Genomic DNA, 21,555 nt, shown 5'->3' on the forward strand with positions numbered 1-21,555 from the left:
GTCGCGATCCTAATAACAGAGGCTGTTATCGTGGAACTCATAGATTTATTTGCGTTGATCGCATGCGTGCTGCTGGTGGTGAGTGGCTTGGGTTATGGTCTAGCGTTTGTCCGGCGTAAGAATTACCTGCTGGGTGTGGAGTTTTTGATTGTGGGTATTTCCGCGACGAACTTTACGACGTTCATCGCGACGGGGTGGCAAGCCAATTATAATGTCGCCATCTTTCTGGATGCATTTTCCCGCGGGGTTGGCGTGCCGGTTATTGCGACGCTCGGGTTACTGGCTGTGACGCACAATTACAAACCTTCGCCAGCGAAGGACGTAATACTGTTTTTGGCCGCTTTTGCCGCGACGGCCGTTTACTACCTGTCGGCGGGCTTTAAAGAGTGGCTGCCCTATTTCTATATATTGACGTGGTCGTTCTACACGTTGTTCCTAGTCTACTTTATCTGGCGGCTGGCACGTGCCGGCGAGTCTCTGCACGCGCTGGCCACCTTGCTAGGAGGGGCGGCGGGGCTGACGATCGCGCTGCGGTACGACTTCTTCCCAATCCCAGGGGATGACACGAAGATGATTTTCATGACCTGTGCCTTCCTGACCTGGTCCTATTCAATTGTGCAGTTGTTTTATGCCTATGGGGCACTTCAGCGTTCACGGAAAGTGTCCTCGCATGCCGTGCTCAATCCCAGCTAAGTTGTGGGGTAAGGGCTCAAATACTGGTTGAGTGATTTATTTAATAGCTGTTATTACTCCATGGCGGGCGAGAGCCTGCTTTTTTACCGCCCCTCGGGGCGGTTTTTTTATGGGCGAATCATTCGCGTTGATAATAGGGCTGGATAAGCGAAAGGTATATACGGTCCGGCGCGATAAGTGGCGGGTTGTTCACTTGGCACACTATTAACAAGCATCTTTTAGTAACACATGTTTCCTTACTTCCCAGTAAGGTGCAGGCGCCAGTCGCGTATTAAGCGATAAATAACTCCAACCAGCTGATTTATCTAATGTAATCCACCTTTCAGGCATTCTGGCATGTGGCTTGCGTGTTGATCATACGACATGGTCAGGTGATCATGTCGCACGATCAGGATGTGCCGAGCGCCGATCTTTCCATCGAAGGGTCGAGCAGCCGGTCCAAGCCCTTTGTTTGAGGATCCTCCAATGAAAGAAGTCACTGCACGGTCGGAAAGTGTCGTATCCGCCCGCCGTATTTTCAGGCAGCTGCTGGTTACCCTTGCGGCCTCGACCGCGATCTGTTCGGTACAGGCTGCGCCCCAGGGAGCCGAGGCGCTGGGCTCGAAGTTGACGCCGCTGGGTGGCGAGAGCGCCGCCAGTACAAATGGTGATATTCCGGCCTGGGCCACACCAGGGCCACAGGGGGCGGGCTGGAGCTACGGTCAGGTGCGCGGGGAGTATTGGAAGTTCAAGGGTGACAAGCCCCTGTACAGCATCGACTCGAGCAATGTGGCACAACACGTGAGCAAGCTTTCTCCGGCCCAATTGGAGCTGTTCAAGAAGGTTCCGGGCTATCGCATGGATGTCTTCCCCACCCGCCGTACCTGCGACGCGCCGAACTTCGTGGCTGAGAACACCAGGCAGAACGTGGGCTTCGCCAAGCTCGATGCTTCCGGTGTCGCCCTTGAAGAAGCCCATGTTCCGGGTATCCCGTTCCCGATGCCCACTACCGGTGCAGAGGTCATGTGGAACATGAAGATGCGCTATCGCGGCGTTGGCGTTGAAATCCCCCGGAGCATTTCAGGCATTTCACCGCGCAAGGGGGGGGAGTGGTTACGCCAGTCCACCGACACCTTCTTCCTGACCCCCTGGGGCAAGAAGGGCAGCGCGCTTTTCTCCTCCTACGGCCGTCTGGAAAACGCGACCTTCTTCAACTACCTGGCGCCCGCTGCGTTGGCCGGTCAATCCGCCGTGCAAACGGCTGTGGCCGGCGAGCAGGCCACGACCTTCTACTACTTCCCTGGCCAGCGTCGCGTGCGCCGTATGCCGTCGTACTCCTACGACGCGCCTCAGATCGGCCTGGACAACCAGTACACCGTGGACGAAGCAAACGTCTTCTTCGGCACCATGGACCGTTTCGACTGGAAACTGGTCGGCAAGCAGGAGCTGCTGGTGCCTTACAACGATTTCGGTGCCTACGACACCGCCGCCAAGGTAGAAGCGTTCGCCGGCAATGACTCGATCGCGCCGCAGTCGCGTCGCTATGAGCTGCATCGCGTCTGGGTCGTCGAGGCCAATGTCCGTCAAGGCATGCGGCACCAGGCGCCCAAGCGCATGTTCTACATCGACGAGGACAGCTGGAACCCGCTGCTGGCCGTCGACTTCGACAAGCAAGGGCAGATCTGGAAGGTGCGTGAAGGGTTCTCGATTCCCGTGTACGAAACCGGTGCTTGCGATGTGCAGGCCCAGGTCCAGTACAACCTGGCCGATGGTCGTTACCTCTTCGACATGACCTCGATCGGGGCGGGCAAGAACGATATTCGCTGGATCACCGAAGACAGTGGCAACCCTCGCCTGAAACGCGACTTCTTCACCTCCGACAACCTGCGAGCCATCAGCGAGCGCTAAACCGACGCCAGATCGAGAGCCAACATGAAAAAAATAATGACGAAAGCGTCAGGCCTTGCCATCGTGTGCGCAACCCCGCTGGCAATGGGGTTCACCTTTGAAACCGAAACCCTGACGGGCTCCTTCGATTCCACGATCACCGCAGGCATGGGCCTGCGGACGGAGTCGCGGGGCTGCAACCTGATCAACCAGGGGCCGACCGGGCACAACGTGCCCTCCGGCTGCCTGGCGCAGAGCTCCGGCGTGGCGGACCAGGGTGATCTGAACTACGACCGCGGCGACATGTTCACCAACTACCTCAAGGGCACCCATGAGCTGTTGCTCAAGATGCCCGAGGACGTCACCTTCATGGCGCGTGGCACCTGGATCCGCGACTTCGCGGCCACCGATACCACCGGCACGCTGTCGTTCAACACCCCAGAGAGCGTAGGCAGCAACGGGCTGAGTGACGACGCCCGCGACGACCTCGCCTTCAAGGCCCGCCTGCTGGACCTGTGGGTGAGCAAAGGCTTCGACGTAGGCGAGCAGCGGGTCCGCGCGCGCCTGGGCAACCAGGTGATCAACTGGGGCGAGAGCCTGTTCGTGGCCGGTGGCATCAACAACACCAACGCCTACGACTACCAGGCCTTGGCGCGCCCCGGCGTGCAACTCAAGGAGGCCGTGCTGCCTGCGCCGATGCTGAGTGTCGCGTCGGGCCTTGGCTCGGGTGTCAACGTCGAGGCCTACTATCAGTTCCGCTGGAACAAGAGCGAGTTGCCGCCGGTGGGCAGCTATTGGTCAAACACCAACGCATTGGGCGAGGGCAGGGGAGACTACGGGTTCTCCGAAAAGGACGCCCGCGACAGCGGCCAGTGGGGCCTTTCGCTGCGTTGGCAGCCGGAAGACAGCGACATCAACTATGGCTTCTACGTGATGCGTTATCACGACAAGTTGCCGTCGTTGCGCGTCGCCATTCTTGACCCGAACACGTTCGCGGCGGCACCCACCTGGGAATACCAGGAAAACCGGATGATGTATGGCGTCAGTGCGAACATGCCGATCGGTGACTGGGCAGTCGGTACGGAGCTTTCTTACCGGCCGAAGGATTCGGTCATGCTCAACCCTGTCGTCGACCTGTGTTCCAGCAATGGGGGCAAATGCTGGAAAGACGAAAAGAAATTCCAGTGGCACCTCACCGGCCTTTACAGCTTCACGCCGTCCAACTCCCCGACGCTGCTCGATTTCACCGGGGCCAGCACGGGCACCCTGCTGTCGGAACTGGTGGTCATCAAGTACCCCGGGCTGCATGACGAGGTCAATGGCGAACCACTCGCCCCAGGGCTCAATGCCTGGCAACTGGATCCTGCGACAGCGCCCAAGTCCCGTGGCGACAAGACCTCGTCGGGCATCAACCTGGATTTCAGCCTGACTTATGACGGCACGTTGCTGCCGGGTTGGCAGGTCACGCCCGGCGTCTTCTACTCGCGCTCGCTTGGAGGGCGAACGCCGAACCTGAGCGCCACCTTCACCGAAGACGCGAGCAGCATGAACCTCTACCTGAACTTCGTGCGAAACCCGGCCAGTTGGCAGATTTCCCTCAACTACGCGAAGTTCATGGGCGGCGAAACCCCCTACGACCAGCTTTATCGTGACCGCGATTATGTCGGCATCGCGATCTCCCGCACCTTGTGAGGCCTGCCGTGAACGGTTCTGTAAAGCTATCTGAAGCCCCGGCACGTGGCCTATTGTCACGCGTCGAGGGTGTGTTGTTTGGGCATCGTCGTCTGGTGCTGGCGAGCCTGACGGTGTTCACGCTGATCATGGGCTGGTTCGCTGTGCAACTGCGTATGGATGCCGGCTTCGAAAAGCAATTGCCGGTAGGCCACGAATACATCAAGACATTCGAGGCCTACCGCAACGACCTGCTGGGAGCGAACCGGCTGACCATCGTGGTCAAGGCCCGACAGGGCGATATATGGAGCGCCCCGGGCCTGAAGCGGCTGTATGACGTTACCCAGGCAGTGACCTTCCTTCCTGGAGTGTCGCGCAGCAGTGTGCGGTCCCTGTGGACGCCCAATGCCTTCGTCAACGAAATCACCGAAGAAGGCTTTCGCGCTGATCCACTGGTACCGGGTACGGTTTCTCCCGATCACCTGGATGACCAGATCATCGCGACGATCGCCAACTCCACTGCCCAGGGTGGTTTCATCGGCACGCTGGTTTCCCGTGATCAGAGCAGCGCGATGATCACGGTGGAACTCAACGAGTACGACACCAATGGCGCCCACCTGGACTATGTGGCGTTCAACCACAGGCTGGAGAAAGAGATCCGCCAGCCATTCGAGGATGGCGAATTCGAAGTCCAGATCATCGGTTTCGCCAAGCAGATCGGCGACATCGCTGACGGTGCTTCAGCCGTACTGGAGTTCTGTTTGCTGGCGTTGCTCCTGACCGCGGGGGCGGTGTACTGGTATTGCCACTCCCTGCGCTTCACGCTGCTGGCGCTGGTCTGTTCGCTGGCCTCGCTGGTGTGGCAGTTCGGCAGCCTGCGCCTGTTGGGGTACGGGCTCGACCCGTTGGCGGTGCTGGTGCCCTTCCTGGTGTTCGCCATCGGGGTTTCCCATGGTGTGCAGCAAATCAACTTCATCGTCCGCGAGATCGCTATCGGCAAGAGTGCCGAAGAGGCGGCGCGCTCGAGCTTCACCGGCTTGCTGATACCGGGAACACTGGCTTTGGTGACCGCACTGGTGTCGTTCGTGACGCTGCTGCTGATTCCTATCCCGATGGTACGAGAAGTCGCCATCACGGCCTCCCTCGGTGTGGCCTACAAGATCATCACCAACCTGCTGATGCTGCCATTGCTGGCCTCCATGCTGCGGGTCGACGATCGCTATGCGGCTGCCCAGGAAGTTTCCCGGCAGCGCCGTACCCGCTGGCTGCGAGGCCTGTCCCGGCTTGCCGAGTGGCGTAACGCACAGTGGGTGCTTGGCGTGGCCCTGGTGGTCTTCCTGGTGGCGATCTGGCAAAGCCACGATCGGGTCGTCGGCTCGTTGCAGGCGGGGGCCCCGGAGTTGCGTGAGGACTCGCGCTTCAATCGCGATGCCGTCTCCATCGCCACCAGCTACGACATTGGCCTGGACTGGCTCAGCGTGGTTTTCGAAGCCAACCAGGGGGCCTCTGGTGAAGGCGAGGCGGCGGCCTGCGAGGATGTCGCGGCGGGTCAGTACCAGGATCGCTTCGTCTGGGCTATGCAGGGTGTGCCCGGTGTGCTGTCGGTGGCCTCCTTCTCCAGCAACATGCGTCAGTTCAATGAGGGGTACAACGAAGGCAATCCCAAAATGGCCGCGGTGCCCATCGACCCGATGAACTATGCCGCACTGGCCACCGAGGTGGCGCGCACGCCCGGGCTGGTGCGTACCGACTGCAGCATGTCCGCCGTGCACCTGTATCTGGCCGACCACAAGGCCGCGACCATCAACAGGGTGGTTGAGACCGCCAAGGCGTTCCGCAGCGACTATCCGCTGCCTGGCCTGTCGATCCGCCTCGCCTCGGGCAACGCCGGCGTTCTGGCCGCTATCAACGAAGAAGTGGAGAAGAGCGAAACTCCCATGCTGCTTTACGTCTATGCCGCGATCGCGCTGCTGGTGTTCGCCGTCTACCGCGACCTGCGGGCGGTGCTGGTTTGTTGCCTGCCTTTGACCATCGGCACCTTCATCGGCTACTGGTTCATGAAGGAACTGCAGATCGGCCTGACCATTGCCACCTTGCCGGTGATGGTGTTGGCCGTGGGCATTGGGGTCGACTACGCCTTCTACATCTACAACCGGCTGCAACTGCACCTGGCCCACGGCCAGTCGATCACCAAGGCGGTTGAGCACGCATTGCTCGAGGTGGGCGTTGCGACGATCTTCACCGCCATTACCCTAGCGGTGGGCGTGGCTACCTGGGCGTTCTCGGACCTCAAGTTCCAGGCCGACATGGGCAAGCTGCTGGCCTTCATGTTCATCGTCAACATGGTCATGGCCATGACCGTGCTGCCGGCCTTCGCCGTCTGGCTGGAGCGGGTATTCCCACGTAAGCGCCCTGTGCGCATGATCGGCGCGCTGGTGCACTGAGGAGAGAAGCATGAAGTTCAGGGTTTCATTCACCGCGGCCTTGCTCGCAGCAGCATTGCCGCTGATGTCTCTTCAGGCCGCGCCGTTGCAGGCCGTGCCGGCCGTACAGGCGAGCAATGCCACGCAGGCCACCATGCTGGCCGCCGGCTGGGCGGGGGCGCGCATGGTGGCCGTGGGCGACCACGGTGTCGTGCTGTTGTCCGACGATCAGGGCCTGCAGTGGCGCCAGGCGAGGTCGGTACCGCTGTCCACACCGTTGACGGGCGTGTCTTTCGTGGATGCCAAGCGCGGGTGGGCGGTTGGCCACTGGGGCGCGATCCTGGCCACCACCGATGGCGGGGAGTCCTGGCAGGTCCAGCGCCTGGCCACCGAAGAGGATCGGCCACTGTTCGCGGTGCATTTCTTCAATGCCCGGCAGGGTGTTGCGGTAGGCCTCTGGTCGTTGGTGCTGACTACCGAGGATGGGGGCCAGACGTGGTCCGAGCAGCCGCTGCAGGCCCCGCCGGGGGCCAAGCGGGCCGACCTCAACCTGATGGGACTGTTTGCCGACAGCCGCGGTACGCTGTACGCCACGGCTGAGCATGGGCAGGTTCTGCATTCCGAGGACCAGGGGAAAAACTGGCGTTACCTGGATACTGGCTACGAAGGCACCCTGTGGTCAGGCGCGGTACTGGCCGATGGACGTCTGCTGCTGGGTGGCCAGCGCGGTACCTTGTTGCAGGGTTCAGCGGACGGCAAGGGCTTTCACCGAGTGCCAACGCAAAGCAAGGGCTCTGTCACTTGCGTAGCGGTAGCCGGCTCTCGTGTGCTGGCGGTCGGGCTGGATGGGCTGAGCGTGCAGAGCAGCGATGGCGGGCACAGTTTCCAGGAAACGCAGACCGCTGATGGCCTTTCACTGACGGCGGCGTTGTTCAACGCCGAAGGTGTACCTGTATTGTTTTCACGCCGAGGGGTAATGCCCTACCAGGAGTGAAGGGTTGGCCACTCGCTCAGAGGCCAGGCATCGCAAACCGTTGCCTGGCCTGTTTCGTTGCCCGGGCGATTGGGTGGTCGTGGCACCTTCAGGCCCAGGCAAGTCAACGCTGGACGCTAGAGCTGAAGGTAATCCGCCAGGTCTGCGTAGTTATGTTGCCAAAGGCCAGGGCTGCCATTGGGGTATTGGGAGCGGAAACCGAGGATCTTCTGTACCCGCGGAGAAAGCGTGCGCACCAGCTCGAGCGGCACGATCAACGGGTAGGCTTCTTCAGGCGTGATTATCGAAGCCTGCATCGGGATGGTCAGCCCGCGACGGTAATAGTCGGTGGTCACGTTGGCCCCGCCACCGTGAACGACCTTGCCGCCGAACAGCACGGCATCTCCGGCTTTCAACAGGGCGGGGATCGTCATCTCGGGGGTGCCGACATCGTCGAAGTCATCCCAGTCCTGGCTCCCGGGGATCAATCGTGTGGCGCCGTTTTCCTCGGTGAAATCGGTCAGCGCCAGCATCAGGTTGGTGATGGCGCGTGGCGCATGTTTGTTCATGGCCACGAACGGTTGGTACTGCATCATGTCACGGTGCAGCATTTGCGCTTTGTTGCCTGGGCCGATTTCGATCAACTGGGCCGTGGTCAGCCACCAGTCACCGCATTCCGGGGCGTAAAGCACGTTCCCCAGTTCGTGGAAGAGGTCGTCATCGAGGACTTCCTCACGAAAGGTCTTGCTGTGGGTGACGAGGTTGGTGAGCCGTTTGGTCTGATGGCCATGGAACTCGGCGATCAGCTCGTGCTCGTGCCTGGAGCCGGCATCGAGCGCGGCCAGGGGGGCGTCGAGCTCGTTGTTGATCCGTACGACTTGTTCTGGGGTCATGAAGTTGCGGATGATTACCGCACCTGCTTGGTCGCTCAGCAGCGCAATCTCTTGCGCGGAAGTCGAGCGGGTTACCACGGGCAGGCTTGGCGTGGCGTCACGAGAGGCTGACATTGAGAACACTCCAGATTGAAAGGAACGATTGCGCAGGCGGGTTGACGTTTGATCAACGGGCATCAGGAAACAGGCCTGCTTGCCACTGCGCTAAACCCAAAAAAGGGACATGAAGCGTCACGGTGCCTCCTTGTATTTTTTGTTCAGGCAGTGAGTTCATGCTAGGTTTCCACTGGCCCTGCGCCAAGGTACGAACTGCACCATTTTCCAGCCGATTTTTGAGTGATTTGCACCGCCCATGACCAGCACGCCATCACCCTGGCCACGCCCCTCGGAAACCGTTCGCGAGCTCATGCGCAAAGGCGCCGAACTCGCTCAGGCGCTGCCAGCCGAGTGGGTCGAGCGCCTGAACCAGTCACTGTTCTCTTCGCCCGAGGATGCCAGGTTGCTGGAGGACCCGGTCATCCTCGCGGCGTGCCGGCGCGCCAACCGGGCAGAGTTGCTGCACTGGGCGAATGCCAACCTGCAGCGCCCTGGGGAGCCGGTGGAGCCCTATGTGTCCGCTGACATGGTGGACACGGCCAGGGAGCTCGCTCGCAGGGGGTTGTCCGAACTGCTGATGAATGTTGCAAGGTCGACACAGAACGCAGCCTGGGACCTGTGGATGAAGATGGCCTTCAGCCTGACGCAGGATCCCGCGGTGCTCGAGGAATTCCTGGAGGTCTCGTCGCGGTCGATCTCGGAATTCATCGACAGCAACATGCGCGTGGTGACGCAGATCATCCTCGAAGAAAAAAGCGCCCAAGCCCATGACGACCCTATCGATAAACGCAGCCTGGTCAGCCGGCTGCTCGATGGCAGGGATGTGGACACGGAGCAGTTCGGCAGGCGACTGGGCTACAGCCTGGCTCAGCGGCACCATGCCTGCCTCGTCTGGAGCGAAACCCCGGACGCCGAGATTCGCCCCTTGGAGGATATGGCGCGTGCCCTGGCGCAGCTCACGGGCACGGTAGCGCCTCTGATTGTATTCGCGGGCCCTGCGACCCTGTGGGCCTGGAGCAATGCGGCAAAGCCGCTGGACCTGAACCTGCTGCAGGGCGTCGCCCGGCAATTTCCGAAGATACGCGCGGCAATCGGTTCGGCGGGCGCGGGGATGAATGGCTTCCGGCGCTCGCACCTGGAAGCCTTGACCACCCAGCGGTTGATGGGCCGTTTGGCGGGCTCACCCGCCGTTGCCACGATCGATCAGGTGAGGATGGTGTCGCTGATGACCCAGGATGCCCGCGCGGCCAGGCAGTTCGTCTTGAGCACGCTGGGGCGCTTGGCGACCGAGCCCACGGTGCTTCAGCATTCGTTGCACGCCTTCCTGGCCAATGGCTGCAACATCACCCAGACCGCCGAGGTGCTGGGTACCCATCGCAATACCTTGCTGCGCCGGCTGGAGCGCGCCCAGGACTTGCTGCCTATCACGTTTGGCGACCATCGCATCCAGATCGCTGCCGCACTCGAGCTGGTGATCTGGAATACCCCATTTGCAGACGACGAGAAATAGTTGTCAATGCACGTCCAGAGTCAGGGCTGCGGGCCAGGAACCAGAATTCGAGCAGTTGCATACCTAGTGATTTGCCATGAGCTTGCGTCAACTGGCTCCGCTCGAATGCGCCCACGTTGTAGTTCTTACATGTTTTCGTCGCTGCCAAAGAACATCTGTATCCTCGACCGCAACCACCGCTCCGCCGGGTCGTTGTCCTGCGCCCCACGCCAGGCCATGTGCAACTCGAAACTGCGCACGGGTATGGGCAGGTCCTCGGCCCTGAGCCCACCGGCTGCAGTCAGTGCATCCGCCGTGTAGTCGGGCACCGTGGCCACGATGTCCGTGCCCGCCAGCAAACTCCCCAGCCCGTTGAACTGCGGCACCGCCAGCACCACATGGCGTTTGCGGCCAATTTCTTCCAGGGCTTCGTCGATGAACCCAGACAGGTCACCGGCAAACGACACCAGCGCATGCGGCCGTGCGCAGAAGTCGTCCAGGGTAATGCTGCCGGGCACGCTGTCGGCGCGCAGCAGTTTCGGCATGCTGCGGCGCAGGATCTTGCGTTTGGCGTTGGCCGGCAGGTCGCTGGTGTAGCTGACGCCCACCGAGATCTCGCCCGAGGCCAGCAGCGTTGGCATCAGCAGGTAATTGACCCGTCGCACCACCAGCACGATACCGGGGGCCTCGGCGCGGATGCGCTTTAGCAATTGCGGCAGCAAGGCGAACTCGGCGTCGTCCGACAGGCCGATGCGGAACACGGCATTGCTGGTGGCCGGGTCGAATTCGGCAGCGCGGCTGACCGCGGTGGAAATCGAGTCCAGTGCCGGGGACAGCAGGGCGAAGATTTCATGAGCCCGCGCCGAGGGCTCCATGCTGCGGCCGGTACGCACGAACAGCGGGTCGTCAAACAGGTTGCGCAGGCGCGACAGCGCCGCGCTGATGGCCGGCTGGCCGAGGAACAGTTTTTCCGCGGCACGGGTCACGCTGCGCTCGTGCATCAGCGTTTCGAATACGATCAGCAGGTTGAGGTCTACGCGACGCAGGTCGTTTCGATTCATCGGTGCGCTTCGCCTAAAGTGGGGCAGGGGTGAATCTTAAGGCCAAAGGCTGTTACCCTGCACGGGTTTAGGGGGACCAATCGCAGGGAAAGTCAGGTGCCCAATCGATGACAAGCATGTCGACTATTAATGACCACTGATGGTCTAACTGGCAAAGCCCGGATAAAGTCAGTGGTAATTAGAGGTTCACAAAGGCGAGGTATGCGATGTCCCGCATGATCCGTTTCCATAAGTTCGGCGCTGCCGATGTGCTCCGTTGCGAGGAGCAGGCCGAACCGTCACCCGCTGCCGACGAGGTACAGATCCGCGTCGAGGCGGTTGGCGTCAGCTGGTATGACGTGCTCTGGCGCCAGAACCTGGCACCGTCCCAGGCACACCTGCCTGCTGGGATCGGCCACGAGATGGCCGGTGTGGTCATGGCGGTCGGCGAAGGGGTCGAAGACATTGCGGTGGGTGACCGGGTTGCCAGTTTCCCGGCCGCCAGTGCCAATGATCACCCGGTCTATGGCGATGTGATCGTGCTGCCACGCACGGCCATTACCCGTTACCCGGCTGTGCTCACCCCGATCGAGGCCAGCGTGCACTACACGCCGCTGCTGATCGCCTATTTCGCCTACGTCGACCTGGCTCGGGCCAAGGCCGGGCAAACCGCGCTGGTTACCGATGCCAGCCATTGCGCCGGCCCTGCCTTCGTGCAGCTGGGCAAGGCCCTGGGGCTGAAGGTGTTCGCCGTTACCAAGGATGCGGAACAGCGTGAGTACTTGTTGAGCCTGGGCGCCGACAAGGTGATCGTCACCGAAGAGCAGGACCTGCTGCTGCAGGTTGGCAAATACACCAATGGCCGCGGCGTGGACATGGTCCTCGATGGCATGGGCGGGCCGCAGATGTCGCTGTTGGGCGATGTGCTGGCGCCGCGTGGCAGCCTGGTGCTGTATGGCTTGCAAGGCGGCAACCAGACGCCGTTCCCGGCTTGCGCGGCGTTCCAGAAGAACATCCAGTTCTACGTGCATTGCATCGGCAATTTCACCGGCAAGCCGGAGCTGGGCATCAGCCAGGACCAGGTGGCGCTGCAGCGCGCCCTGCGCGATATCAACCAGTTCACTGCCGACCAGTTGCTGACGCCGCAGATCATCAAGGTGTACCCATTCCAGCAGGTGGTGGAGGCGCATCGCTACATGGACCAATGCCCGTGCGGCGGGCGTGTGGTGTTGGACATGGCGCAAGGCTGAAAGGCGTCTCTGGTGTGGGGTGCTTGTCGCGACATTCTCGTTGCCTTTGAGACCGAGCGCCGCCCGCGCGGCGCTCGATCTGCGCACCACCTCAAAACCCAAGACATGCACTTGGTAGCCTCTCCCTTGGCCGCCCGGCGAACAAATCTCCTAGTGCCAAATGCAGAAATTGAAACATTGAATTTAAGAACTTTCCTACAATAAATTCAGACAAGCCCTACATTAAAATAACGCCTCCTCAAGTTTGTCGAAATATCCCGCCACTCATTCAGGATTGAACTCCATCTCCATTCCATTCAATGTGCTCTCGCCCCCCTGCTGAATGGTTTTTTTACCCTGATCTGTGTCTTCTTTTCACGTTGCATCCCTCGATAATGGCCCAATGATAGTTTGCGCAAGGAGCGTGGGATGAGCAGAGCTATGGGCCGTCGCAGTGGCGCGTTTTTCTCGATGGCTTGGCGACAGTGAAGGGTTACTTCATTACTTCCGCTTAGTTGTAGGAAATTTCTTCAAAAAGAGCCGATGCATTTTCACGTCCAAGCCATTGCTCGACGTGCGTTGGCTGCAAGAAGTTGATGAGGTGATTTCGTGACTGCTATTCACGACCAGGCAATGCACTATATCTACCAGCAAGTGCTTGAGCGCTTGCTTGGCCATATGTCCCAGGCACAGCGTGCTTCATTGCAGTTGCTGATCCAACGGTTACTGGTTGCCGCAGGTGGGCCCGAGTACATCGGTACATTCCGCGTGCTGGTCCTGCAAGGCAGCGATCGCCGCAGTACCCGGCTGCTGGCCATGCTGCGCGCGGCACAACTAAGCATCGCCCTGCGCGCGCCGGTAACCTTCCAGTTGCGGGTGTTGGTAGTCAGCCTGCCCGCAGCGGGTGGCGCCACGCTGGAGGGCCACGAACGCAGCTTCAATGCCCTGTTCATGCAGGATGATCCGCGGGTGCAGTTGCAGATGATCGAGGGGCGTGAAGTGGTACCCTTCAGCTGCCGGCCGTCGGTAGCACCCGAGCGCTGGCTGCTGGCGAGGGAGGCCATGCTGATGTTCGGCCACCTGGTCGATGCCAGGCCCGAAGCCCTGTTGGGTAGTCGCTTGCACCTGGAGTTGGCAGATGCGCTGGGCGCTGCGCTACAGGCACCTGCAGACCTGTTGATCACGGGCATGCCCATACGCCAGCGGCGCCGTTATCTGGCCTGGGCCCGGCGTAGCTTTCGCCTGGCTGGACTGCGTGGCCCGCATGTGCTGCATCAATGCCTGGCGGCACTGGCTCACGGGCTGAGCCGATTGCACGGTGCCGCTGGGGGGCCGCTGAGTGCCTTTGCGGAGCAACTGGCCAGCGTGGCGGAAGAGGGTACGCCATTGCGGGTGATGGCCATGGATGACCTGCTGCCGCAACTGCTCGAAGCGCAGCAGCTTGACCTCATGCTGGGCAGTTGTTTCGAATGTGCCCCGGATGCCTGGCCATTGGCGGCATATGTCGACCCGTTGGCCCTGGCACAATTGCATGAACTGCGCGTACGTAGTCTTGTGCCGCAGGCCGGTCGCCCTGCGTTACGGCTGGCTGACCAGGCGGGTGGCAACAATCAGCGCGACGTGCACCAGGTACAGCTCGGCAAAACCTATGGCATGAACCAGACCCAGCTGGTATGCCTGCTGTTCGGCCCGTTCGCCAGGCAGGGCAAGAACCTTGAACGTTTTCTGCAGAGCCGGCATGCCGACATGTTGGTAGCGTTGCCTTATCTGCATAGGGCCTTGCAAGGTAAACCCTGCCCGGATGCGGTGAAAGACTGGTTGGTGAATACCAGTGGCCTGACGCTGGGGCAGCTGCGGGCGATCTATGACGGGCGCTTGCCGCTGGCCGCCTGGCGCCTGCTCAGCAACCTGGCCCGTCGCGATGTGCACCTTAGGTTGCTGCCACGTCGGCCGCCGGGGCGACGGCGTGCCTTTATGGGGCGGCCTTGATGGGGCGACCCGTTTCCGGCGAATTTGCCTATCGAAAGGTGTATCGCTATCTGGAAGCCCTGATCGACCAAGCCTCAAACGGTGGTTCATGCCGTTTACCGTCGCTGCGCACGTTGTCCCGGCAGCTGCGGGTGTCCTTGGCCACCGTGCAGAGCGCCTACAGCCTGCTGGAGGAGGAGGGGCGCGTACACTGCCTGCCGAGGTCGGGGTACTACGTACAGTGCGATGGAAAAGGCGAGGTTGCGCCCACGGCCCGACAGGTACCTCTGCCAGTACCGCCATTGTTGGAACGGGCACTGTTTACCCATGAGCGGCGCCTGGCCCGCCAGCGCGTGCACAGCATTGCCCCTTGGGAAGAGCATGGCAGCACCCGCCTGCGCCAGGCCGTGGCTGAGCGCTATACCCGCTCCTCAAGCCGGTACTGGTGTGCTGAAGATGTTCAGCTGGCCCCTGATGTGCAGTCTTTGCTCGAAACAGTATTTGCGGCGCTGGCCTTGCAAGGGGAGGTCGTGCTGGTGCACTCGCCCTGTTGCTGGCAGGTGCTGCGCGCCCTGGCGCGTGCCGGCATGCGTGTGCTGGAGGTGCCAGCGGATACCTGCGGCAACCCAGACTTGTGCGCCTTGGCCCGGCTGCTGGCGAGTGAACCGGTGTGCATGCTGGTCATGCCATCGTGCCTTGGCATGCCGCACGGGCGCCTGGTTTCGCCGCATTACCAGCAGCAGCTCGGCCGCTTGCTTGACCACCACGCGGTATGGCTGCTGGAAAACGACCTGGACAGTGAGCATTGCTACACCGGGCCGCCGAATACCCGCCTGCGCGATTGGGTCGACCCTCGCTGGCTCCTGGTGATGGGGTCGTTCGAAGCGGCAGTGGGGGCCGAGGCGCCGTACGCCTACGTGCTGGGGCATGACGACGTGCTGGCTGAGGGGTTCGCCGAACGTGCGTTTCGGCTTGCACCGCTGCGTTTGCAAGCGCTTGCGCACATGCTCGGCAAGGGTGAGGTCGAGACGCAGCTGGAGCGGCTGCGAAGCGACTTGCAATGGCGCATGCAGTGCCTGGCGAGTGCGTTGCGGTTGCAGTTTGGTAACCTGGTTACGTTGTCAGTGCCGCAAGGTGGGCGAGTGCTGTGGGTACGCTTTCGCCAGGCACTGGTGTGGGATGCCATTGCCGCAGCAGTGGCAGGTTCAGCATTGCATGCACTGCCGGGCGTGCAGTTCAGCTTGCAGGGGCGCTATCAGCAGTACCTGGCATTGGCGTGGGTAGGGGGGCAGCCTGCCGATTTGCAGCAGGCGGTAGAGCGCCTGGCCCGGGCTCTGGAACTGCGCTGCGGGCGGCCCGCCAGGATTAGTCGTTGAGTAGCAGAGGGCTGCATTGCTGCCCATCGCCGGCAAGCCATCTCCCGTGAAATTCACATAACTTACTGATTTCGCGGGGCCCCTGTGGGAGCGGGTTTACCCGCGAACACCGGCGCAGCCGGTGCCATGCGCCGCGTTAAATTCTTCGCGGGTAAACCCGCTCCCACAGGGTATGTGGAACGCCTGCCTACATCAGTTCGATGCGCGACAGCGCAGCCCAAAGGCCTGGGTAATCTCCCACAACAGTCACTGCAGCGGTTGTTCCTGTCCTTGGCGCAAACGGGTACTGACCAGTGCTGCCAACACCAGCAACGCGGCGATGATCCACAGGCCATTGCGGGTGCTGCCGGTGGTCTGCTCGATCAGGCCCATCACCGACGGCCCGACGAAGCCGCCCAACAGGCCGCAGGTGGTGACGAAGGCCAGCCCGGCCGCCAGGGCACTGCCGCTCAGCCGGCTGGAGGGGAAGACGAAAATGATCGACTGCACCACAAACAGCATCAGGGCGGTCAACGAGAACCCGATCAGGCCGATGAACGAGTTGGCCAGCGACGCCAGCAGCAAGCCGGCTGCCATGGTCAGCAGGCCGAAGAACAGCAGGGTGCGGCAACGGCGTGGCGAGGTGGCCAGGCGTGGGAAGGTGGCGGCGCCGATGGCGGCGGCAATCCACGGCACGGCGGTCAACAGGCCGACCTGGAAGGGTGACAGCGCGCCATAAGTGCCGATGATACCTGGCAGGAAGAAAATCACCGTGTAGATAGTGATCTGGTGCACGAAGTACACCACGATCGCCAGCCAGATCTGCCGGTCGCGGAACATCTGCCCCAGCTTGCTTTGCTGCGGTGCGCCAGCGCGCTCGGCGTTCAGCCGGCGTTCGATGTCCTGGGCGTCGACGGCCGACAACCAAGGTGCCGAACCTGGGCCATCAGGCAGCTTCTTCCACACTACATAGGCCAGGGCCACGGCCGGCAAGCCTTCGAGTACGAACAGCCATTGCCAGCCATGCCAGCCCAGCACACCGTCCATTTCCAGCAGGGCGCCTCCCAGCGGGCCGCTGAGGATATTGGCCAGGCACACACCCAGCAGGAAATAACCCGTGGCGCGGGCGCGTTGTTCGCGGTCGAACCAGTAAGTCAGGTACAGCATCACGCCGGGGAACAGCCCGGCCTCGGCCACACCAAGCAAAAGGCGCATGATGTAGAACGAGGTTTCGCCCTGGACGAAGGCCATGCCGGCCGAGAGCAGGCCCCAGGTGATCATGATGCGGGTGATCCAGAAGCGCGCGCCTACCCGGTGCATGATCAGGTTGCTGGGCACTTCGGCCAGGGCATACGTGAGGAAGAACAGGCCCGCGCCCAGGCCATAGGCCGCCGCCGACAGGCCCAGGTCGATGCCCATGCTGGCCTTGGCCAGGGCGATGTTGGTGCGGTCCAGGAAACTCATCACATACACGACGATGAGCAGTGGCATCAATTTGCGCAGCAGCAGGCCGTTCAGGCGCTGCTCGGTGGTGGCAGGGGCGCTGGCCGCTGCAGTACCGGTGAGGATTGTCATTGTTTTTTCCCCGTGAAAGTACTGGTGGCGTGCCGCGCCATGGCGGCACACCCAGGTCGGTGGGTCAGGAACGGTTGATGTCGAGCCACACTGCGCCGTTGGGGTACTGGTAGCGCTCCAGAGTCTCGGCATGCATTTCAATGCTGTAGCCCGGCCGCTGTGGCGGCATGTAGCGCCCGCGGCGGATCACCACCGGGTCGATGAAGTGCTCGTGCAGGTGGTCGACGTATTCCAGCACGCGGTTATGCAGCGAGGCAGACACCGCGATGTAGTCGAACAGGGCGATGTTCTGCACATATTCGCACAGCCCGACGCCACCGCCGTGCGGGCACACCGGCACGTCATACTTGGCCGCCATCAGCAGCACGATCAGCACCTCGTTCAAGCCACCCAGGCGTGCCGCGTCCAGCTGGCAGAAGTCCAGGGCACCGGCCTGGAACATCTGCTTGAACATTACCCGGTTATGGCAATGCTCACCGGTGGCGACGCCAATCGGTGCGATACGCTGGCGAATGGTGGCGTGACCGAGGATGTCGTCCGGGCTGGTCGGTTCTTCGATCCACAGTGGCGCGAAGGCAGCCAGGCGGCGCATGTTGGCGACCGACTCCTCGACCCCCCACACCTGGTTGGCATCCATCATCAGGGTGCGCTCCCAACCGATTTCGTCGCGCAGGATGCTGGCGCGGCGAATGTCTTCTTCCAGGTCTGCACCGATCTTCTGCTTGATGTGGGTCCAGCCATCCTCCACTGCCTCGCGGGCCAACCTACGCATCTTTTCTTCGCTGTAGCCCAGCCAGCCCGGCGCGGTGGTGTAGCCAGGGTAACCTTCGCGCATCATTTGCGCCTCGCGCTGGGCCTTGCCTGGTGCCTGGCGGCGTAACAGGGCAATGGCCTCTTCAGGGGTAAGCACATCGGTGACGTAGCTGAAGTCCAGGCAGCGCACCAGTTGCTCGGGCGACATGTCGGCCAGCAGCTTCCATACCGGCTTGCCTTGCTGCTTGGCCCACAGGTCCCACACGGCGTTGACGATGGCGGCAGTGGCCAGGTGGATCACGCCCTTTTCCGGGCCTAGCCAGCGCAGCTGGCTATCGCCGACGGTGAAGCGGTGCCAGAAGCCGCCCATGTCGGCGGTGATGTCCTCAAGGGTAAGGCCGACGATCAGCGGCGCCAGCGACTGCACCGCCGCCGCGCAGATCTCGTTGCCGCGGCCGATGGTGAAGGTCAGGCCGTGGCCTTCAAGGGCCTCGGCGTCGGTGTGCAGCACCACGTAGGCTGCCGAATAGTCGGGAGCGCTGTTCATGGCGTCGGAGCCATCCAGCGACAGCGATGTGGGGAAGCGGATGTCGCGCACGCTCAGGTGGGTAATACGTATGCTCATGGTGGGCTCTTGTTCTGTTCAAGCACTGGGAGACCTGACTGTAGGTTGTCGAGTGATACAGGCATAATCGCCAATTCGTAATCAGCGATACCGGAATCGATATGTCTCGCTTGCCACTCGACGGCGCCCAGGCGCCTGCCAACCTTGGCGCGCTGAAAATCTCCAGCCGCCAGATCACGCTGCTCAATGCGTTGGGCGAGTTCGGCAACCTGCGCCGCGCCGCTGCGGCGATGCACACCACGCAACCGGCGGCCAGCCTGTTGCTGCAGCAGCTTGAGGAGCGCCTGGGCGTGCGCCTGTTCGAGCGCCTGCCACGGGGCATGCAAGCGACGTTGTATGGCGAAGTGATGATTCGTTATGCGCAAAACGCGCTGCATGAGTTTGACCACGCGCAGGCGCAGATCGCCGAGCTGGCGCGCGGGGCGCTGGGGCTGGTGCGGGTGGGCAGCGTCATGGGCCCGGTGCCCGGTGTGCTGACCAAGGCGGTACTGGCCTACAAGCGCGACCACCCCAAGGTGCGCATCTCGCTGGAAGTCGGCACCAGCGATACCTTGCTACCGGCCTTGCTGCGCGGCGACTTCGACATGGTAGTGGGGCGCCTGCCAGACCAGAGCGACAGCCAGGACCTGAACATCGAGCTGTTCGAAGGCGGCGAGCAGATGCGGGTGATTGCCCGCGCCGGGCACCCTATGGCAGATGCCAGCGGGCTGCAGCTGGCCGATCTGGTGGCCCTGACCTGGATCCTGCACCCCATTGGCAGCCCCATGCGTCGTCGTGTTGAAAGTGCGCTGCAAGCCGGCGGCATGGTGCAGTCGCTGGATATTGTCGAAACCGCCTCGATCCTGGCCACCACCGCCATGCTTGAAGCCTCCGAGATGATTGCGGTGGTACCCAATGACGTGGCCGAGCACTACGCGCGCTATGGCATGGTCGCCGTCCTGCCGGTGGAGCTGCCGCTGACCATGGCCAACCTGGGCGTGCTGACCCTGCGCTCACGGCCCAACTCGGTAGCCCTGGACACCTTGCTGCGCTACCTGCGGGCGCAATGATCCTGCCCTGGGTGTGGGAGCGGGTTTACCCGCGAAGAGGCCGGCACAGGCACCGCACATGGCAGGCCCGGCCCTTTCGCGGGTAAACCCGCTCCTACGAGGAGGGCAGCACGGCGGCCTCTCAAGGGCGATTGATAAGCACAGCCCGATAACCCCTTGCGATAACGCGCGGTTATCGTTCGATCGGATCATCTCATTGGGAATGTTGCGCAAGGCTTCTTACAGTGGTCGCAGATTCGCCCGGCAATGTACGGGCAGCGCCATAACAAGAAGTCAGCCGCACCGCCCTGAGAGGTCCCATGCAACTGATAGCCAAATCCGGTGACCTAGCCGTCATCCGCTTGAACCCGCTGGACAACGTACTCATCGCCCGCCAGGCCCTGCCGCAAGGCCTGCGCCTGGATGCCGAGGCAATTACCGTGCGCCAGCCAATACCCTCAGGCCACAAGGTCGCCACCGAACGTGTGGAGCAGGGGCAGCCGCTGCGTCGCTACGGGCAGATCATCGGTTTTGCGTCGCAGGCCATTGATGCCGGTGACCACGTGCATGTGCACAACGTGCAGATGGGCGATTTCGCCCGTGACTACGCCTTTGGTGTCGATACCCGCAGCCAGCCGGGCAGCGAAGCGCAGTTCCAGGGCATTGTGCGCGCCGATGGCCGGGTGGCTACCCGCAACTACATTGGTATCCTCACCTCGGTGAACTGCTCGGCGACCGTGGCCCGCGCCGTGGCCGACCATTTTCGCCGCGACATCCACCCCGAGGTGCTGGCCGATTACCCGAACATTGACGGTGTGGTGTCACTGACCCACGGTGCCGGCTGTGCGGTAGACCCCAGTGGTGAAGCCCTGGGCCTGTTGCGTCGAACCCTGGCCGGGTACGCCGTGCACCCCAATTTCGCCGCGGTGCTGATCATCGGCCTGGGTTGCGAAACCAACCAGATCGAAAGCCTGCTGGAAACCCAGGGCCTGCAGGCCAGTGCCCAGCTGCGCACCTTCACCATCCAGGGGCTCGGCGGCACCTCCAAAACCATCACTGCCGGCATCGGGCAGGTCAAGGCGCTGCTGGCCGAGGCCAATCAGGTGCAGCGCCAGCCAGTCAGTGCGCGGCACCTGGTGGTCGGCCTGCAATGTGGCGGTTCTGATGGCTATTCCGGTATCACCGCCAACCCGGCACTGGGCAATGCTGTCGACCGCCTGGTGGCGGCCGGTGGTACTGCGATTCTGTCCGAAACCCCGGAAATCTATGGTGCCGAGCACCTGCTGACCCGTCGCGCAGTCAGCCGTGAAGTCGGCGAAAAGCTGGTGGCCCGCATCCGCTGGTGGGAAGACTACTGCCAGCGCATGAACGCCGAACTGAACAACAACCCCTCGGCCGGCAACAAGGCCGGCGGCCTGACCACCATCCTTGAGAAGTCCCTGGGCGCAGTGGCCAAGGCCGGTTCCAGCAACCTGGTCGACGTTTACCAGTATGCCGAGGTGGTGCGTGCCCAGGGCCTGGTGTTCATGGACACCCCCGGCTACGACCCGGTCTCTGCCACCGGGCAGGTGGCGGGCGGGGCCAACCTGATCGCCTTCACCACCGGCCGTGGCTCGGCCTACGGCTGCGCCCCGGCGCCATCGATCAAGCTGGCGACCAACAACCGGGTGTTCGAGCTTCAGGAAGAAGACATGGACGTGAATTGCGGTGGCATCGCTGACGGCTCCACCAGCATCGAGGAGCGTGGTGCATTCATCTTCGAACAGATGCTGCGCATTGCCTCTGGTGAGCGCAGCAAAAGTGAACAGCACGGCTATGGGCAGAACGAGTTCGTGCCCTGGCAAATCGGTGCCGTGACCTGATCGTTCATGCCCGCCC

General features: G+C 62.1%; 15 protein-coding genes. 11 read left to right on the forward strand and 4 right to left on the reverse strand.

The window, feature by feature from the left end; genetic code table 11:
- The first annotated feature begins 30 nt into the window (after positions 1-30).
- From ACIP1G_RS10220 to ACIP1G_RS10240, 5 genes are all read left to right on the forward strand, one after another.
- A complete protein-coding gene (locus ACIP1G_RS10220) occupies positions 31-693 on the forward strand; it encodes a hypothetical protein (RefSeq protein WP_400736151.1) in 663 nt (220 codons plus the stop codon).
- A gap of 465 nt (positions 694-1,158) precedes the next feature.
- A complete protein-coding gene (locus tag ACIP1G_RS10225) occupies positions 1,159-2,580 on the forward strand; it encodes a DUF1329 domain-containing protein (protein WP_400736153.1) in 1,422 nt (473 codons plus the stop codon).
- A gap of 24 nt (positions 2,581-2,604) precedes the next feature.
- Complete coding sequence (locus ACIP1G_RS10230) at positions 2,605-4,251, forward strand: DUF1302 domain-containing protein (protein ID WP_400736156.1); 1,647 nt, start codon at positions 2,605-2,607, stop codon at positions 4,249-4,251.
- Between the two features lie 8 nt (positions 4,252-4,259).
- Entirely contained in the window at positions 4,260-6,674 is a 2,415-nt protein-coding gene (locus tag ACIP1G_RS10235) for an RND family transporter (RefSeq protein ID WP_400736158.1), read from the forward strand.
- Positions 6,675-6,684: 10 nt separating this feature from the next.
- On the forward strand, positions 6,685-7,647 hold the full coding sequence (locus ACIP1G_RS10240) for a WD40/YVTN/BNR-like repeat-containing protein (protein WP_400736161.1): 963 nt from the start codon (positions 6,685-6,687) through the stop codon (positions 7,645-7,647).
- A gap of 116 nt (positions 7,648-7,763) precedes the next feature.
- On the opposite strand, the gene ACIP1G_RS10245 is transcribed toward ACIP1G_RS10240, so the two are convergent.
- Positions 7,764-8,633 carry a phytanoyl-CoA dioxygenase family protein gene (locus ACIP1G_RS10245; protein ID WP_392509707.1) on the reverse strand — a complete coding sequence of 290 codons (870 nt, stop codon included), beginning with the start codon at positions 8,631-8,633 and terminating at the stop codon, positions 7,764-7,766.
- Positions 8,634-8,871: 238 nt separating this feature from the next.
- Between ACIP1G_RS10245 and ACIP1G_RS10250 the strand changes: the two genes are divergently transcribed.
- Positions 8,872-10,125 carry a PucR family transcriptional regulator gene (locus ACIP1G_RS10250; RefSeq protein ID WP_400736164.1) on the forward strand — a complete coding sequence of 418 codons (1,254 nt, stop codon included), beginning with the start codon at positions 8,872-8,874 and terminating at the stop codon, positions 10,123-10,125.
- A gap of 125 nt (positions 10,126-10,250) precedes the next feature.
- Here ACIP1G_RS10250 and ACIP1G_RS10255 read toward each other — a convergent pair whose 3' ends face one another.
- Positions 10,251-11,165 carry a LysR family transcriptional regulator gene (locus ACIP1G_RS10255; RefSeq protein ID WP_400736167.1) on the reverse strand — a complete coding sequence of 305 codons (915 nt, stop codon included), beginning with the start codon at positions 11,163-11,165 and terminating at the stop codon, positions 10,251-10,253.
- Between the two features lie 206 nt (positions 11,166-11,371).
- Here ACIP1G_RS10255 and ACIP1G_RS10260 point away from each other — a divergent pair, with 206 nt between their 5' ends.
- The 3 genes from ACIP1G_RS10260 to ACIP1G_RS10270 all read left to right on the forward strand — a co-directional run bounded on the left by ACIP1G_RS10260 (position 11,372) and on the right by ACIP1G_RS10270 (position 15,717).
- Entirely contained in the window at positions 11,372-12,394 is a 1,023-nt protein-coding gene (locus tag ACIP1G_RS10260) for a zinc-dependent alcohol dehydrogenase family protein (protein ID WP_400736170.1), read from the forward strand.
- A 588-nt stretch (positions 12,395-12,982) separates the two neighbouring features.
- Positions 12,983-14,362 carry a hypothetical protein gene (locus ACIP1G_RS10265; protein WP_400736172.1) on the forward strand — a complete coding sequence of 460 codons (1,380 nt, stop codon included), beginning with the start codon at positions 12,983-12,985 and terminating at the stop codon, positions 14,360-14,362.
- On the forward strand, positions 14,362-15,717 hold the full coding sequence (locus ACIP1G_RS10270) for a GntR family transcriptional regulator (RefSeq protein WP_400736174.1): 1,356 nt from the start codon (positions 14,362-14,364) through the stop codon (positions 15,715-15,717). Before ACIP1G_RS10265 ends, ACIP1G_RS10270 begins: the two co-directional genes overlap by 1 nt.
- Positions 15,718-15,963: 246 nt before the next feature.
- On the opposite strand, the gene ACIP1G_RS10275 is transcribed toward ACIP1G_RS10270, so the two are convergent.
- Together ACIP1G_RS10275 and ACIP1G_RS10280 are read right to left on the reverse strand one after the other, a co-directional pair.
- Positions 15,964-17,271 (reverse strand): MFS transporter, encoded by a 1,308-nt coding sequence (locus ACIP1G_RS10275; protein WP_400736177.1) that lies wholly within the window; start codon positions 17,269-17,271, stop codon positions 15,964-15,966.
- A gap of 64 nt (positions 17,272-17,335) precedes the next feature.
- Positions 17,336-18,649 carry an L-fuconate dehydratase gene (locus tag ACIP1G_RS10280; protein ID WP_400736179.1) on the reverse strand — a complete coding sequence of 438 codons (1,314 nt, stop codon included), beginning with the start codon at positions 18,647-18,649 and terminating at the stop codon, positions 17,336-17,338.
- Between the two features lie 101 nt (positions 18,650-18,750).
- Between ACIP1G_RS10280 and ACIP1G_RS10285 the strand changes: the two genes are divergently transcribed.
- A complete protein-coding gene (locus tag ACIP1G_RS10285) occupies positions 18,751-19,698 on the forward strand; it encodes a LysR family transcriptional regulator (protein WP_400736182.1) in 948 nt (315 codons plus the stop codon).
- Positions 19,699-19,997: 299 nt separating this feature from the next.
- A complete protein-coding gene (locus ACIP1G_RS10290; RefSeq protein ID WP_400736185.1) occupies positions 19,998-21,539 on the forward strand; it encodes a UxaA family hydrolase in 1,542 nt (513 codons plus the stop codon).
- Positions 21,540-21,555: the final 16 nt, after the last annotated feature.

The organism is Pseudomonas sp. NPDC089392 (assembly GCF_044749595.1).
Taxonomy (GTDB): Bacteria; Pseudomonadota; Gammaproteobacteria; order Pseudomonadales; family Pseudomonadaceae; genus Aquipseudomonas.